Annotated in this window: 18 protein-coding genes and 1 riboswitch; of the genes, 1 reads left to right on the forward strand and 17 read right to left on the reverse strand. The window is 51.4% G+C overall.

Annotated features, from left to right (window positions below; all coding sequences use genetic code 11):
- Nucleotides 1–24 precede the first annotated feature (24 nt).
- The 5 genes from cobJ to CBW46_RS13580 all read right to left on the reverse strand — a co-directional run bounded on the left by cobJ (nt 25) and on the right by CBW46_RS13580 (nt 6541).
- The gene (gene cobJ / locus CBW46_RS13560; protein WP_089200534.1) at nt 25–1995 is read right to left on the reverse strand and encodes a precorrin-3B C(17)-methyltransferase; all 1971 of its coding nucleotides are present in this window, start codon (nt 1993–1995) and stop codon (nt 25–27) included.
- A gap of 106 nt (nt 1996–2101) precedes the next feature.
- Nucleotides 2102–2788 carry a hypothetical protein gene (locus CBW46_RS13565; RefSeq protein WP_089200535.1) on the reverse strand — a complete coding sequence of 229 codons (687 nt, stop codon included), beginning with the start codon at nt 2786–2788 and terminating at the stop codon, nt 2102–2104.
- Nucleotides 2789–3005: 217 nt separating this feature from the next.
- A riboswitch (cobalamin riboswitch) is annotated at nt 3006–3230 on the reverse strand.
- Between the two features lie 144 nt (nt 3231–3374).
- Complete coding sequence (locus CBW46_RS13570) at nt 3375–3977, reverse strand: L,D-transpeptidase (protein ID WP_089200536.1); 603 nt, start codon at nt 3975–3977, stop codon at nt 3375–3377.
- Nucleotides 3938–4966, reverse strand: coding sequence for a hypothetical protein (locus CBW46_RS13575; RefSeq protein WP_089200537.1), 1029 nt, complete (start codon nt 4964–4966; stop codon nt 3938–3940). Before CBW46_RS13575 ends, CBW46_RS13570 begins: the two co-directional genes overlap by 40 nt.
- Before the next feature lie 489 nt (nt 4967–5455).
- A complete protein-coding gene (locus CBW46_RS13580; protein ID WP_089200538.1) occupies nt 5456–6541 on the reverse strand; it encodes an NAD-dependent epimerase/dehydratase family protein in 1086 nt (361 codons plus the stop codon).
- 294 nt (nt 6542–6835) lie between these two features.
- On the opposite strand from CBW46_RS13580, the gene CBW46_RS13585 reads away from it, so the two are divergent.
- Nucleotides 6836–7306: a hypothetical protein gene (locus CBW46_RS13585; protein WP_243633307.1), complete on the forward strand. Its 471-nt coding sequence runs from the start codon at nt 6836–6838 to the stop codon at nt 7304–7306.
- A gap of 77 nt (nt 7307–7383) precedes the next feature.
- Here CBW46_RS13585 and CBW46_RS13590 read toward each other — a convergent pair whose 3' ends face one another.
- The 12 genes from CBW46_RS13590 to CBW46_RS13645 all read right to left on the reverse strand — a co-directional run bounded on the left by CBW46_RS13590 (nt 7384) and on the right by CBW46_RS13645 (nt 16126).
- Entirely contained in the window at nt 7384–7848 is a 465-nt protein-coding gene (locus CBW46_RS13590; RefSeq protein WP_089200539.1) for a hypothetical protein, read from the reverse strand.
- 75 nt (nt 7849–7923) lie between these two features.
- The gene (locus tag CBW46_RS13595) at nt 7924–8145 is read right to left on the reverse strand and encodes a hypothetical protein (RefSeq protein WP_089200540.1); all 222 of its coding nucleotides are present in this window, start codon (nt 8143–8145) and stop codon (nt 7924–7926) included.
- A 286-nt stretch (nt 8146–8431) separates the two neighbouring features.
- Nucleotides 8432–8773: a helix-turn-helix domain-containing protein gene (locus tag CBW46_RS13600; RefSeq protein WP_089200541.1), complete on the reverse strand. Its 342-nt coding sequence runs from the start codon at nt 8771–8773 to the stop codon at nt 8432–8434.
- A gap of 23 nt (nt 8774–8796) precedes the next feature.
- Nucleotides 8797–9753, reverse strand: a complete 957-nt coding sequence (locus CBW46_RS13605) for a hypothetical protein (protein WP_089200542.1) — start codon at nt 9751–9753, stop codon at nt 8797–8799.
- Nucleotides 9750–10277 carry a VanZ family protein gene (locus CBW46_RS13610; protein ID WP_089200543.1) on the reverse strand — a complete coding sequence of 176 codons (528 nt, stop codon included), beginning with the start codon at nt 10275–10277 and terminating at the stop codon, nt 9750–9752. The genes CBW46_RS13605 and CBW46_RS13610 overlap by 4 nt, the downstream gene beginning before the upstream one ends.
- A 12-nt stretch (nt 10278–10289) precedes the next feature.
- Nucleotides 10290–10715 carry a phosphomannose isomerase type II C-terminal cupin domain gene (locus CBW46_RS13615; protein WP_089200544.1) on the reverse strand — a complete coding sequence of 142 codons (426 nt, stop codon included), beginning with the start codon at nt 10713–10715 and terminating at the stop codon, nt 10290–10292.
- 17 nt (nt 10716–10732) lie between these two features.
- Nucleotides 10733–11764, reverse strand: a complete 1032-nt coding sequence (locus CBW46_RS13620) for a copper amine oxidase N-terminal domain-containing protein (RefSeq protein WP_165842306.1) — start codon at nt 11762–11764, stop codon at nt 10733–10735.
- A 49-nt stretch (nt 11765–11813) separates the two neighbouring features.
- Complete coding sequence (locus CBW46_RS13625) at nt 11814–12599, reverse strand: stalk domain-containing protein (protein WP_089200546.1); 786 nt, start codon at nt 12597–12599, stop codon at nt 11814–11816.
- Between the two features lie 130 nt (nt 12600–12729).
- A complete protein-coding gene (locus CBW46_RS13630) occupies nt 12730–13713 on the reverse strand; it encodes an SDR family oxidoreductase (protein ID WP_089200547.1) in 984 nt (327 codons plus the stop codon).
- A 15-nt stretch (nt 13714–13728) separates the two neighbouring features.
- Nucleotides 13729–14889: a DegT/DnrJ/EryC1/StrS family aminotransferase gene (locus CBW46_RS13635; protein WP_089200548.1), complete on the reverse strand. Its 1161-nt coding sequence runs from the start codon at nt 14887–14889 to the stop codon at nt 13729–13731.
- Entirely contained in the window at nt 14886–15536 is a 651-nt protein-coding gene (locus tag CBW46_RS13640) for an acetyltransferase (RefSeq protein WP_089200549.1), read from the reverse strand. Before CBW46_RS13640 ends, CBW46_RS13635 begins: the two co-directional genes overlap by 4 nt.
- Nucleotides 15533–16126: a sugar transferase gene (locus CBW46_RS13645; protein ID WP_089200577.1), complete on the reverse strand. Its 594-nt coding sequence runs from the start codon at nt 16124–16126 to the stop codon at nt 15533–15535. Before CBW46_RS13645 ends, CBW46_RS13640 begins: the two co-directional genes overlap by 4 nt.
- Nucleotides 16127–16131: the final 5 nt, after the last annotated feature.

The following is a 16131-nucleotide window of genomic DNA, read 5'->3' on the forward strand; positions in this document are numbered from 1 at the left end:
TCTCCTCCCGTATGCCGCTTGACGTCAATCGCCGCAAACTGCATTTTCTATTGTAAAAACCGGCAGATCCTGATGCCGATACCCCTCGATTTCTTTCACCCGTTTGAAAAACTTATGGAACCTCTCATTCGGGTGCCCTTCCGTCACATACCTTTTGACGATCCTTTCGATGGTGTCCACCAAAAGCTCCGGCTCCACGCCTTCGGCCACCGGTTGAGCGGGATGGGCGTTGCGTCCGACGGTTTTGCCGCCCAGAAACAGGTCGAACTTCTCCTTGCGATAGACAATACCGATGTCCTCATGCACGGCGCCGTAACACGCCATCCCGCAGCCATTGAATCCGATCCGCAGTTCCTTGGGCACGCGCAGGCCGCCTAACTTGTCTTGAATCGAGTCTGCGTAGGGGATGGATTCACCTTTTTCTCCCTCGCAAAAATCACACGCTTTGATCTGTGCCACATCCCCAATGGGCGACAGCAGGAAGCCCTCTGCGCGTAATCTCGCTGTCACTTCCTCTGGCTTCTCCGTAGGCAGACGTAAAATTAGCTGATGGTGAGGAGTGTATTCCATCGTCCCCTGCTCACCCACTACCTCAGCCAGCAAGAGCATCTGTTTAGCTGTGAACTTTTTGGACGCCACACCGGGGCTCACCGCCAGCTCAAAAATCGCCTGCCTCCGAAATAGCCCGGCGTCAAACGCAGCCTCCGCCAGCGCACTGTTATCACGCTCTGCGCCGCGTGCGCGATCTGCCAGCTGCAGCGCCTCCAGCGCCAGCAGCAGCGGCGTGGCCGCGATTGCGCCGGCGCGCTCCTGCAGCTGCTCTCGCTCCGCGCGCACCGCGATTTCGCCACCTGCGCCGCCGTGCTCCTGCACCTGCTCTCGCTCCGCGCGCACCGCGATTGCGTCACCTGCGCCGCTTCGCTCCTGCACCTGCTCTCGCGCCGCGCTCACCGCGATTGCGCCACCCGCGCCGCCGCGCTCCTGCACCTGCTCTCGCTCCGCGCTCACCGCGATTGCGTCACCCGCGCCGCCGCGCTCCTGCGCCTGCTCTCGCTCCGCGCTCACCGCGACCGCGCCACCTGCGCCGCCGTGCTCCTGCGCCTGCGCTCGCTCCGCGCTCACCGCGATTGCGCCACCCGCGCCGCCTCGCTCCTGCGCCGGCTCGCTCTGCGGCAGCGCCCACGGCTCCGCCTCCTCCCGCAGCCGCTGGTGCGGCAGGAGCGGCTGCACATCGGCGCCCAGCGTGTATTTGCGCTGGTAACCGCGCGGCGTGATCATCAGCCCGTCGTACACGGCAGTGGACGAGTTACCGATGATGACTGTGGTGAGCATGCCGATGTCGTGATCCAGCATGTCTCGCAAAGTGGTCAACACCACATGTTCGCGTTCGCGATAAGCACTCTTCACGATACCGACCGGAGTGTCGGGCGAGCGGTATTTCAGCAAAATCCGCTGCGTCTCCACAATCTGCCTCGTACGTCTTCCGCTGCGAGGGTTGTACAGCGCGATGACGAAATCAGCTTGCCCCGCCGCTTCCACACGACGAGCTATCACCTCCCACGGGGTCAAATGGTCACTCAAACTAATGGTGCAAGCATCATGCATGACCGGCGCTCCCAGCAGAGATGCGGATGAATTGATAGCGGATATGCCGGGGATGACCTCCACTTCGACCCCGGCTTCGCGCCTCCAGCCTTTTTCCATAAGCACTTCATACACGAGGCCTGCCATGCCATAGACGCCGGCGTCACCGCTGGAGATCACAGCGACCTTCTTCCCGGCCTCCGCCTGCCGCACCGCCTCCTGGGCACGGCTGACCTCCTCCGTCATGCCCGTCCGAACTATCTCCTGGTCGGTGAGCAGCCCCCGGATCAGATCGACATAGGTGTTGTAGCCAATGATCACGTCGCTCTCCTGAATCGCCTCCCGTGCCCGTTTTGTAATATGTTCAAAGCTGCCCGGCCCGAACCCGACGATGAGCAATTTGCCAGTCATGTGCCGCACACTCCTTTCGCAATTTTTTCACGCACATTCAATGCTTCTCTAACTAACTGCTCGAACAAATCGACGCTCCACACATCTGCCTGCCATGAGTAAGGGTCTAGACGCCCTGAATAATGGTCCAACCGAGAACGACACTGTAGCCACCGGTCAGGCAGCCCAGCAAAATATAAGCCACACGGGTAAAACGTGCCTTCATAAAGCCCCAAGACGCTATAAACGTGATACCTACAGTTGCGGCAAACAGTCCCAGCGTAAATAACACAATCTGCAGTACAGACGCCAATACATTGTTCAGGCCTACAGCGGTCGAAATCAGCGCGACCTGAGTGGGCGTTTCCGCCCCGATGCCGTGCACGATCCCCACGATGACAGCTCCGATAAGACTGATTTTCATCGCACTGGCCTTTTCAGCGCCGCCCTTTCGGAACAACGCCCTGACAGAGCGGTACACGAGCTCAGTTCTGCCCACGTATTTGTAATCCTTGCGCTGTTTTACGATGGAGAACAAAATCGTGCCCCCTAGCAGCAGCAAGCTGACGCCGACCAGCAGCTCCATGCTTTGCAGCATCGTCTCCGGCAGGTGCGCTCCAACCAGCACAGCGATCGTTCCGATCACCAGTACTATCATACCGTGGCCCAACGCATACATAATCCCCATCGCCAGCTGCCTCCTCCGTCCGGATTCAACACCAACCATATCTGCGATGGCGGCTACATGATCCGAATCCAAACCGTGACGAAAACCCATAAATATAAATGCCATAGGAAACAAAAGCCATTCCATATGTAAGTCCCTCCTCGAACTAGATTGATTGAACATGCAAAATACCATTCAGAAAAAAATACATACATTCATGCAACAAAAAAAGCATTTCTAACAAGAAGTGTTAGAAATGCCTCAGCAGCGACAATACGTATGATCAAGCGGGCAAACAGCAGCACAATGCCCTGGCTTCAACGTAAAGCTGATCTCTAACACCGTCCCAAATCCGCGTAGGATAACAGTGTTGCTAAAACAGGCAGGTCTCCTGACTTAGAACAGCATCCCGACAGCCTTCCCAAAGCTTTGGCCAAAGCTCCAGTGGCGTTACATCTAGCCGGGACGTACCGATACGTACGTTATCGGTGTTCATTACAGTGGCGGGTCCGTGCCGGTTTCTCACCGGCTTCCCTATTAAGCGGAACGAGCCTTACGCTCATGCCGCACCTGTTTCCAACGATATTCAATTGTCATTTGTCATCATATCACCCTGCAGGAAACTTTGTCCATACGACCATTTTTGTTACTCGTAGGAAAAATGGGTGTGGCGAGAAAAAAATCTGCTGCAGTTCTGTTGTCCTGACAATGTTCCAAAAGCGTGCCACCAGCTCTATCCGAGCCAATGAAAAACACGGCGCCCTGCGGTTTCATTCACGGGCGGTAAGTTAGTCGGAATGAAATCAGCCACTCCTGCGCTGGGCAGATCATGGTGTGGGGTTGTTACGTGATCTGCATTTGCAGCAATATGAACCTCGGCTCCGCGCGGGATCAGCGGAAAAATATCCAACATGTCGGAATCGCTGAGCCGTATGCAGCCCAACGACTGATTGGCGCCGATGGATGCTGCGTCGAAAGTACCATGCACAGCATATCTGCCCATGCCGAGCCCGGCAGCGCCATACGCCCCGGCACGGCTGCCGCGCGGATGGATTACTCTTTGCTGCACCGTGAACGTTCCTTCCGGCGTACGGTCTTCTCTGCCTAAGCCCACCCTTTTGGTGGCAAGCACGTAGGAGCCGCTCATTACGCGGAGCATATGATCGTGTTTTGACACAATCACATTGATCGGCTGGAACGGGAGCTCCTTAGCGGCTTGTATGTCTAACGCGCTGCGCTCGAACCGCCTGTCCTTCGAGGTTTGTCCGTTATACGCGGTGCTTGCAACCGCTGTTCTTACGCCAGTGCGGCCGTATGACTGGTTGGGTGCAAACATCTCCGTATCGACTGCGCATTGGGCTGATATACCCACCCCCCAGCGCCGTCGAATCGGCTTACAACTCGATTGCTTCCCGACTGCGGTTCCACCGTAATAAAACTTAAATAATTATGCGGATGATCCGCGGTTAGCTGCTCTACATTTGCGGGTGGATTCCCCGTTTCTTCTATGTAATTGCACAAAGCCGTGCGCACTAAATTAGCCGCCGCCTGAGTGAGAGGTAAAGCTGCGCTTCCGCCCTGCCCGACCGCATCCAGATTCATGCCGGGCGTCCGTGCGTTTTGCATGCGCCGCTCTTGTCCATTGTGATTGTGCGATGCTGCGTGGATCGTGCCGTTTGCTAAAAGTAGTGCGTTCAATTGAGCCGAGGGTTCGCTGCGCGGGGTTGCCTCTTGATGATTATCATCGGTGCCGGGTGGTTCATGATAAGCAGCCATGGCTTGCACGGCGAGAGGCGGATTGCTTGCTGATAGGTCGAGGCCTGTCCCGACCGCTCTGGCCGACGTTACGGCTGCGTTCAGAATATCTTGGTAGAAGTATAACAACAGCAGTAATGTACCGAATAAAAAGAGGCATATAAGCACTGATTTGATGATGCGGTCCATTTTGCCGGGGTGGGAGGAATTGCTGCTGTGCGCACGAGGTGCTAGGAATCCGGCGGCAGTTGGGTTAGATTGAAGGCGACGTACCGCGTTAGCTGCCCGCCCACGGAGAGAAGCTGAAGCGGAGGCAGCGGTCTGCCGGTACAGGAGCACCGCTTCGTCCTTCCAGCCGGATTGTTCCAGTCTTAGGGCGAGACGATAGCGCGCTTCGGGGGACTTTCCTTTTGAATAACGTATCAGTTTCTGGTAATAAAACGGGTCAGTCGGATTCAGGTCGAAATATGTATCTATCCTGACGAGATTTTTCTTCAGATCGCCGCCAAAAGGGGTTGAGCTTGTCCCCAATTTGTCAGCAGCGGAACTGTATGTCCTCTCAACATCCAAAATACCGCCCCCAAACTCCCCTAGTTACTAATACTTCATAACTATGCATCCTTGGTCCTGGATATGCAGGGATTCGGAGATGGGCGGTACGGTGAGGGGGACATACTTTTTGGATTTGCGTGAGTGATAGCGTGCCTGCTGCCGATTGATCAGCCGTTAACCAATTCGGCGCAGCATTCGTTATTATGTTCTAATTGAAGGTGGATATGGCTATTATCATTTGACACCGGGCTCCATGCTGCAAATTTTTCCACGGGGATGTTGAGCTGACTCAAGATTTCAAAGATGTTTAAGGTTGTTCTTTGCGATTGCATAGTGAATTTCCTACTTTCCACCAATTAAATTTACCAACAGTGTTTCTCTGTGACAGTTAATATTATAATGACCGCGCCTAAAAAAAGGTGTCACTTGCTGGAAGGAAAAATCATAAAGCTGGTAAAAACTTTTGTCGAAATTGAAAAAATAAAGGGTTATTTCGTATTGAGCCGCTCAAATGCAATTCGAACGGTTAGAGTGATTCCCCGAACGGCGAATCCGTTTGGCGCCCATGGTGCCAAGCGATTTCATTTTGGAAATAGTGAATGGCACTTTTGCCTTTCTTCTCTTATCGGGCGTTCGCGCAGTGCGTGATTTTCTCGTCGGCCGCTGCGACATCTTTTCCATAAACTGTTGGTAAATAAAGTCCCCCAAAAGCTGAGTCAATCCTTCGTGCAGATTGATTTTGGCCGTCCAGCCCAACTGCTCCCGGGCTTTCTCACAGGAAACGATTTGATGTGCCTTATCTTCCGGACGCGCAGAGACAAAATGCGGTTTGATTTTCTGATTCAGCATGGAATTCATCATCTCAAACAGCTCAATAATACGGGTCGACCGGCCGGTCCCTATGTTGTAAATTTCCCGCTTACCCCGGTTCAGACACTGAATGGCAGCTGCCGCCGCGTCCGTGACATAAATAAAATCTTTTGCCTGAAGTCCTTTGCCGTGAATGAGCGGGCGCTTGCCGTTTATGTAAGTTTCTATGATCTCCGAGATGAATCCGCCGGCGCCATGCCTTTTTTGCCTTAAACCAAAAACATCCGTGTACCTTAGAATCGTGTAGTTCAGCTGATAGAGTGCGCCGTATACTTTGATATATTCTTCCGGTGCTAATTTGGACAAGCCGCCGGCGGCAAGCGGCGAACAATGAAATGTTTCATCTGCCGGGATCAGCTCGTGGTCTCCGTACACGTCGGCTGAGGAGCCGTATATAAATTTTTTGATGCCATATTCCTTGCACACATCCAACAGAGAGATCAGGTTGCGCAGATTAGGATTAAGCCCGCGTGCGACAATGGTCTCATCCAGATCCGTTTGCTCGGCCAAGTGGATACAGGCGTCCGGCTGCTCCAGTTGAAAAATGTCTGCAACCTCCTTATCGCCCACATCCACGCGGTACAGCTTACACCTGGGATCGACGAACGCCTCGTTACCCGTACTCAAGTTATCTATGACCACGACTTCCATCCCCAGGCTTAACGCATAATCCGCCGCATGGGACCCGATGAAGCCGGCACCCCCGGTTATCAATACCTTCATAAATACTCCTCCTAAAGTCGTACCCCTGTGATCGCTGCAAATAATGATACATATTGTATCAATTATACAGATAATGCCGTTGTATAGTCAAGATGTCCTATTTTTTGTTATGCCGGATTCTTATGACGAAGGCTCAGGCAGTTTTTTGGCGAAAATCGGCGGGTAAGCGACTCGGGGGGCGGGGGCGGGGGCGGGCTCCTAGCACGAGCAGCCTGACTGTCGGGGAGATAGATCGTCCTAACATAAAGGAAAGACGTTGTACATATCCATTTACGATGAAAGGAGGCCTGGCCCATGCTGAGGTTACCCAGGACACGAAAAAATAAGAAAACACTGCTTTACGCACTGGTTGGACTGTTATGTGCTCTGATGCTTTGCCTGTGGCTCATTCCCAATGTACGCGACGAGCAGATACGCGATGTGGTTGAACGCTTCTATCGGTATGAGCAGGCGGGCGATTTTGGCAGCTCCTGGGAGCTATTCGCCGACGAAATGAAGTTCAAGATCAAGAAAGAGACGTATATCCAAAGGCGGCCCCATGTATTCATGCAGGATCTAGGGGCTAAATCTTTCGACTTTACCATTAATCGTCCGACGAAAGTATCTTCCTGGCGAATGTCCGAAAATAATGCCATGTTTAGCCGTGCCTACAAGATGCAAGTTACACAGGTGTTCACGGGTATTTTTGGCACCTTCCGGCTCGTGCAGGACGTGTATGTAGTAGATGAAAACGACCATTGGCGTGTGCTATGGTCGTATCAATAGCCGGGGATTGTGCTCCCCGGCTTGCTTGTTTTGTATGCCTGCGAAAAACCCGCGCTGCCCGGTCCATGCTGCCCCTCTTATGGTACCGATACACCTGGGCCGCCACCCGCTGCGGGTTGAGTTACCAATCGCGCGATCAATTGTTGCAGCAGCACTTTCTTCTCTTCAATCTGCGCGTCAAAATGAGCTTTCACATTGTCAACCGCCGCTTGTTCCCTCGCGGCCAGCAGCGCCGCCAATTCCTGTTTCGCTTGCTTAATGCGATTACGCAATTCTTCCTGGGCCTCGGCTGATGCTTCATCCAGATTAGACTTCAATTCTCCCTGCTGCGCGGCACCGTGCGTGTTCAACTCCCCGGTGATGTGCTCTTCCACCCCATTGTAAGCCTGCTGGAGATAGCCCTCCATCATCGCATTCACGCGCGCCTCGATCTCATCGAAGTGCTGGTCAATTTCTCCGTCTAACACGCCTTTCTGTGCATCAATCTGTCCTACGTACGCGTCTTTCGCTACCTCGATATCGGCAATCGTTGCGCCCTGCACGTCCACGCGGTCTTCGGTAATTTGGACTGTGGCCGCATTTTTTTGTCCCGCGATCTCATCCCAGACACTGCCGGCTTATTGGCGAACGTGCTCGTTTAGCGCTCTAACGATCTCGTCCTCCGACATTTTGCCCAACTTCTCAAACCAAGCTCTCAGCTGCTGCCCGGCATCCGTGCCCGCGAATATCGCTCCGGCGCCAAGCAGTATACTCAAGGCAAGTACTCCAGCCGCCGTTTTCGAGCGGAGTCGGCTTCTTTTCTTTACCCGTGGTGAGCGGCCCATCATTTCCATGTTCATACAAACAGTCCACTCCCTTAGTAAAAATCGCTCCTCCATGCCCACTGCATGTCAACAGAATGCAGGGTACCTGCTGGCAATGGATGGATACCGCTTTTTACTAAGAGAATATTATGCTACATATTGTATCTAGTCAATAGGAACTATTAAAATTTATCCCCTATGCAATTAGAACTATGCGCCGAGTGCGTATACCCAATTACAAATAACAGAACGGAAAAGAAAATACTCACAACGTTCTTGAGTGCAATAAGCCATACGGCGCCTACTGCCCTCTTACGCTGCGCTATTGAGTACCGGGATTAGGTTGACGGACATGCGGCGGCAGCTGTTTTAAGTAATTTCTAACCACCTCAACGCTGATGCCCGCGTCTTCAACTTCTCGAGCAAGCTGGATCCATTCCTTGTCCAAAACGAACGAAGGATAGCCGGCCACCTGACCTATAAGGGAGTGAATGTCCGCGTCAAGGACCGGGGCTATTTTTTTCAAGAATTCGATAGACGGGTTTGTTTGCATATTACGCTCTATGGAACTCAAATAAGACTTAGCCACTCCCGCCCGGTTGGCCAATTCTGTCAGCGATAAACGCTTGTGCTGTCTTAATTTTTGAATGTACTCGCCAATCACGACTCTCACCTTGTCTTTTACGATTATTTTTTGTTTAGCTGCTGCTGTAATTGACCGATCGCCCTGGATTGGGCTTCGTTCTTGGCTGACTCGTACTCCTGCCGCCAGCTATCGGGACCGGAGTCATCCAGACCCGCCTGTGTCAGCTCGCTTTTGGCTTTCTGTATGATGGCGGATGCTTCACTTCTGCACCCTGCCTCTGCGTCGGCAATTCTTGTCAAATATTTGGACTGCAATTGCTTGAAAAAGTCCTCGTTCGCCGTGCCTCCTCCTGTTGCACCGGCAATTTCGCTGACAATCGCGTTGACCTCTCCTTGGCAGCGAGCCTTTAACGCTTGCATTTGGGCGAAATATTTACTTTCGATGCTTTTGAGGGACGGTGAAGTTTGGTCGGATGGGGGTGTCTCGCTAGGAGCAGGTGCTGTCGTGTGGGGAGGAGTGCGTGGAGTTTCCTTGCCGCTGTTCGGAGCAGCTGCGTCTGCGGAACCCTGAGTGGTCGCTTCGGCTGAGCTCTGAGAGGATGTTGGATCAGCCCCCTCAGCCGGTGCTGTGGTCGATGCCTGCGCAGGTTCCTTGGAACCGCGAGAGGCTTGCGCACTAGACCGGTTATCCTCAACCGCCTCCGCGGTTATGCTGCGGGCAGTTCCCGTGTTCTGCGGCAGAGCAGCGCCGCCATTTGGGCCGCCCTCCGCAGCATGGGGCTGTTGTGCGTTCACGTCCTGCTGGGCTGGTACCGATGGGGCACCGTGGGTGGACTGGGTCGGGCCATTCTCTGCCGAGGCATCTGCTGCATCTGACGGCTGCTTACGGTCGGGCTCCGCCACAAGCTCGCGGTGCTGAGTTTCCTGTGTTTTACCGGTATCGGGTGGAGATTCCATCTGCCAATATGCGTAGCCGCCAACCGCTAAAGCAACGACCGACAATCCGCTGAGCAAAAGCCATTTGAACCATGGCCGTGATCTGTTAAATTCTCTGTTCAAGCTGTGTCACCACCTTTTCTCGTCCGGTGCCGCAACAAATAAAAAGTCATGATACCGAGTCCCGCTCCACAGGTATCCAGAATTACATCCGCAGCAAGCGGCGTCCGGTTAACGGTAAAGCTCTGATGATACTCGTCCAAAGCAGCATAAGAGCAGCTGAGCGTGAGCGCCAATGAGATTTGCAACGCCACGGGCACCGCGGCAAGCCTCGCCAGCAGCCGAAACAGAAATAGGCCCAGTACCATATACTCAAACAAGTGGGCGGCTTTGCGCATGAAAAACTCTATTACTTCAGTGGCTCCCGCGCTGTCTACACTGATCTCTCTGCCAGCATATGTGAACTGTACTCCGGAAAGATGTTTTTCCAGCGCATACGTAGGCACGTTTCTTTTCAGCCAGGGCTTAAGGTCCTGCGTCTCATACGGCTGCGATGACATGTAGAAAATCACGCCCAGCCAAACAAGGAGCGGCAGCCAATGGGTCCAAAAGGCGTTGCCGCGCTTGCGCCGTCTTTTTCCTCTCAATGTGTCCACCGGCTAGACGGCAGAACGGCAATACTTCTCAATATCATCCCAATCGACAAATAACCTCACCGTGTCGTCCTCGCCAAGTTCCGTTCCCCTTTGTACCTCGATCCACTCCATATCCGTGATTGCCCGCATGCTGTGAATCGACCCGGCGGGAATCTGCAGCAGATCCCCCTCCTGCACGAACAAAAACTCATTATTCAAAACAAACTCACCCTTACCAGACACGATCGTGCAATACTCGGCTCGGTTCGTATGCATATGGTAGCTTAAGCTGCTGCCGGCTTTCACACATATTTTCCGCGTCAGCACCTCTTGTCCTGTATCTGCTTGCGTATGATCGAGCACCCGGTAGTATCCCCAACGCCTGTGCTCGTACTTCGGCCTGTGCTCCTGCCCTGCTAGAACATCCTTGATTTTGGGACTTGCGTTCATAACCAATCCCCCTCCATTCACTGGCTGTTCTTCAAATTATCTATTTGCGTCTGCTTCTCATCTGCATACTGCTGTCTATACTGGGCTACGATGCTTGTGTCATAACCATTATCTTTTAACCGAGATTCAAAAGAGCTTAATGTTGCTTCAAATTGACGGTCAGATTCGGCGAGCAGCTTGCGTCCTTCGTTTTTCAAGCGATCCTGCTCTTCCGTAGTTGGCGCGGCAAAATACTTGGCTGCCAGATCGAGGAATTGCGCTGCGTATTTGTTCCTCAGACTCTCCAATTGCGCATCGGCATCATTTTTCAGCGATTGGTAGGACGGTCTTGATTTGCCTCCGCCGCCTCCACCACCACCGCCGCTGCCGCCTGTGACAGGTGCTGTGTTTGGTGCGCTAGTGTTTGTGGTTTGTTCAGTATTGGTACCTGCTGGTGCGGCAGGCTGCCCCGATGTTGGCTGCTCACTCTCGTGCGGCTGCCCGGTCGTTATCGAAACAGTGTATGTCTCCGGATCCCATGCTATTGTCAATCCCAGCGACTCGGCAATAAATCTCATTGAGACAAAAAGCTTGTCATCATAGATGAATCCTTGCTGATCCGCGGCCGGCTCTTTCACAACATCACCGAACTGATAAATCATTTTCTCAAAATACACATCAATGGGCGTTGGCTGTAACCATGCGGCATCGATCTTTTCCCGCCTGCCGTGCTTGACCTCGGACTTCTGCTTATAATCTTCTACGGCAGCCAATTCTTCCTGTTTGGGCTCTCCCACGGTCACTTTATACGTGGCTCCATCCCATCCCACAGATTTATTCAAAATGTAGCTGACAAATCTAAGCGGCACGTACGTGGTACCGTTATAGATCAAGCCGGCCTCTCCGTCCGTCGGAGCGAACTCCTTCTCATTAACCATATAATGCAGCGGGACGAAGTACGCATCAATCGGCTTCGACTGCTGCATAGCCATAGAGGACACAGCCGGTAAAAGAAACGCTAGCAATAACGTGGAACATATGATCTTTCGGAGGCGCCTGGTAGTAGACAAGTTTATTTTCCCCTCTTCCTAATCACAAACATAGTGATTTATTTGATTGCTATTGAGTGAACTCGATGACAAGCAGTTTATTATCCGTGTCTACTTCGATCTTCTGTTTAAATTGCAAGGAGCTAAATAAATCATCAAGTGGAACATAATATTGATTCTTGTGTTTCACCACATTCGTCCCGCCTTCGTCGGTCAAGCCAATGAAAAATGATTCTTGGTCGGATGCGGGATTTTTGTACACTTCGTAGATGGTATGGTAGTCTCTGTCCACGTCGAGCTTTTTCTTAATAAATTCACTATAGGCTTGCCCTCTGAGCGCATCCAGCCTCTCCTCCGTGTGATTGATCGTATAGTTGCCGGATGCTATGGCTAGCAAGTAGTTGATTTTAGCTTCCTCCAGCTTCATGTACAGTTTGTTATCTTCTTTGCTCTGGATCAGCGCAGGTGATTGTACCGTTTGATACAGCCGCCCGCCGACTTTGAACACCGTGTTGAATCCAGCTAAATCGTTGTATTTGTCAGCGGCGGCTTCCTTGGCAGTCGCAGGTGCTGCAGGTGGTGCCGCTTTTTTGCTCGTAATTTCAACCACATTCGTTGTGACGTTCCATTTCACATCTGTGCCCGTCAGGCTGCCGATCGATTTCAGCGGAACGTACGTGTTCCCGTCGTAATTCAACACCGGCAGCTCGTTGTTCTTGTACTCCTTGCCGTCGACGGTGATTTTGTAACTGGCCAGGGATAGAATGTATTGTTTCGCTGTTGCCGCGAGTGTAGGTGAGGCAAGAGCTAAAAGAGGAGCCATTGCTATGGCTCCTCCGAGTAGGTATTTTTTCATTTTGGTTTGGCTCCCTGTATTGCAGTTTATAATTGAACGATTGTGGAAAATCTTGTGAGGCGTGACGGAGACGCCGCGTAGAACGAGTAGGGTGGCTTGTAAGCGGGATCATCGTAAGCAGCGCTGACTTCTACACCACGCTTAGATGTTGCTTATACCAATCTATGGTCTTCTCAAGGCCAGCATTAATATCGTAGTCTGGATTGTAATTAAGTAATTTCCGTGCCTTAGAGATATCCGCGAGTGAATGCGGTATATCACCCGCACGAGCGGGACCGTAAGTAGGAGGAATATTTTTCCCGAGCAGCATACACAACTGCTCATATAAATCATTCAGAGAGGTGCTACGACCGAATGCTATGTTAAAGCTCTCGCCATTTGCTTCATCGCCTGCCACGCACGCCTTGAGATTAGCTTCAATTACATTCTCTATGTACGTAAAATCCCTGGTTTGGCTGCCGTCGCCATTGATAGTAGGGGAAATATCATTTAATAAAGCCTTAACAAAAACTGGTATTACCGCGGCGTAAGTGGAAAGCGGGTCCTGCCGTCTGCCAAATACATTAAAGTAGCGTAGTCCTACGGTTTTAAGTCCATACAATTCGTAAAAATTTCGTGCATACAATTCATTAACTAGTTTTGTAATAGCGTAGGGAGACAATGGCTTTCCGATTTTCCCTTCCACTTTTGGCAAGACGGGTTCATCCCCATAGACAGAGGACGAAGATGCATACACGAACTTCTTCACCCCAGCTTCGACCGCTGCCTGCATCATATTAAGGGTGCCGTGAACGTTATTTGTGTCGTAAACTAAGGGTATTTTAATGGAACGGGGAACCGAACCCCAGGCTGCCTGATGTAGTACGTAATCAATCCCTTCGCACGCTTTTTGGCAAGCGTCGTATTCTGCAATGGAATTTTCTATGAACTCAACATCATATTTTTCTTTAAGCTCAAGTATGTGCTCATACTTACCATTTGAAAGATCGTCAATAATCCTAACTTTGTGCCCCATCTCAAGAATCGCCTCAGCCAAATTGGAGCCAATAAAACCGGCACCGCCACTAATTAAAAATGTTGTTCCTGATGGAAATGAAATGTCTGTGTAGCCCATACGTTTGTGCCTCCTCTACTGGTATAAGACTGTGGGTGCTGACATGATGCCGAGAATAGCTTGAATGACTCTCGTTTGATCATATTCGGTTAAATTAGACCCAGAGGGTAAACAAAGACCTTGCGAAAAAAGTGTCTCAGATATACCGCTCCCGTGAGCATAATATCTTCTACCAGTGAACAACGGCTGTAAATGCAGAGGTTTCCAAACTGGTCTAGCTTCAATATTTCTCTCTGCGAGCTTGGTGACTATCTCTGTCGCAGTGATTCCACACACGTCCGGATCCACCGTCAGTGCGGTTAGCCATCTATTACATTTGCCAAGCTGATGTTCCGGCATAAAACTGACGCCTGCGATGTGCGACAATTCTGCGTAGTAGCGTTCGAAGATGTTACGACGAGCGGCTACGCGTGCATCTAACTCTTGTAATTGTGCTCTACCAACTCCCGCAAGAAGATTGCTCAAGCGATAATTGTATCCTATCTCACTGTGCTGATAATGCAGCGCTTGGTCACGCGCTTGTGTTGACCAGAATCTCGCTTTGTCTAACGCGTCCAAGTCGTTGGAAACTAGCATCCCTCCGCCAGACGTGGTGATGATTTTGTTTCCATTAAAAGAAAATATCCCAAATTTACCCATTGATCCACTTTTCTTCCCCCGATAGCTTGCTCCTAAAGATTCCGCCGCGTCCTCTATCACGGGCACGCCATACCGGTCACAAATCTGCAAAATCGCATCATAGTCCGCGCTCTGCCCGTACAGATTTACAACCACAACCGCCTTGGGTAGCTGCCCCATCTTCATTGAGTCCAAAAAAGCTGCTTCCAAAGCCTCAGGCGACATATTCCATGAATGAGGTTCCGAGTCAATAAACACAGGCGCGGCCCCCAGATAGAGAATGGGATTAGCACTGGCAACAAAAGTTAATGAGGAACAAAAAACGGTGTCTCCAGCGGACACACCGAGTAAACGTAAAGCCAGATGAATGGCGGATGTCCCTGAATGCAGGGCTACCGCTCCTCGTGATCCAACGTACTCTGACAGTTCGTTCTCGAATGCGTCTACGTTCGGCCCGACAGGGGCGATCCAGTTCGATTCAAACGCATCCTGAACAAACACTTGTTCTCGCCCACCCATATGCGGAGGTGATAAATATATTCTGGGTTCGTGAGTCATATCCAACCATTCTTCCCTTCATCTCTTGAAATAGCTCTCCCGGGTATCCCAACCACAGTCGTGTTACTAGTGACGCTCCGTATCACCACTGTCCCTGCGCCCACAATAACATTAGCGCCTATCTGCACTTGCTGAATAACAGATGCACCAATGCCTATCCATGTTAAATCGCCAACTCTTACGTTACCGGCGAGATGTGCTCCTGGAGAGATGTGTACACCTTTTCCGATAACCCCGTCGTGGTCCACACTAGCGCCCGTGTTTATGATACATCCTGCGCCGAGAACGGCACCCGCGTTCACGGCTGCCTTAGGGAGGATCACAGTTCCTTCCCCAAGCGCCGCGTAACGGCTTACACATGCGCTTGGGTGAATTACAGTGGCCAAACAGAAACCCATTTGTTTATATGTTTCCATTAACTTCAATCTCAGCGCATTATCTCCTATCGCGACGATAACGTCCGGGTACTCTTGCAGATAATAATGTGCGTTCTCAAGTCTATCCAACACATCCCAGTCAAGTACGCGCTGGGGGCGAGGTTGTTTGTTGTCCAAAAATGCAATTGTGTCCCAGCGACCAGATTCTTTCGCACAGTCGGCCACGACCTTACCATGTCCGCCTGCGCCAATGATTAGTAGTTTGCTCATAGTGTCTTCCTTGTGAAGGGTTCGACAGTAGCCTGCCCCTGTTGATTAATGTTCTCGGTTTTAATGACCTTTTTCGCAGTCAGCCACAGTATTTTTAGATCTAGCCAAAAAGATTGATTATCTACATACCACACGTCTAGCTCAAATTTTTGCTGCCAAGATATAGCGTTGCGACCATTCACTTGCGCCCAGCCCGTAATGCCCGGTCTCACCTGATGCCGTCTATTTTGCTCAGCGGTATACAATGGAAGGTAATCCATTAGTAGAGGTCTGGGGCCGACTAGACTTAACTCACCTTTCAGCACATTCATCAGTTGAGGCAGTTCGTCGATACTGAGTTTTCGCATTATCTTACCGAAATTAGTAAGTCTCTGTTCATCCGACAAAGGGCTTCCAGCGGTATCAGTTTCGGTGGTCATAGTACGAAACTTGAGGATATAGAACGGTTTAGCGTGTAAGCCGGGACGCTCCTGCTTAAATAAAACAGGTGAACCAAGCTTCGCCCGTACCAAAATCGCAGTTAATAGCAGCACCGGCGACAGAATTATAATTAAACAGCACGCCGCAATGAAATCTAAGGTCCTCTTCATTTGAT

Source organism: Paenibacillus xerothermodurans (assembly GCF_002220865.2).
GTDB classification, from domain to species: Bacteria; Bacillota; Bacilli; order Paenibacillales; family NBRC-103111; genus Paenibacillus_S; species Paenibacillus_S xerothermodurans.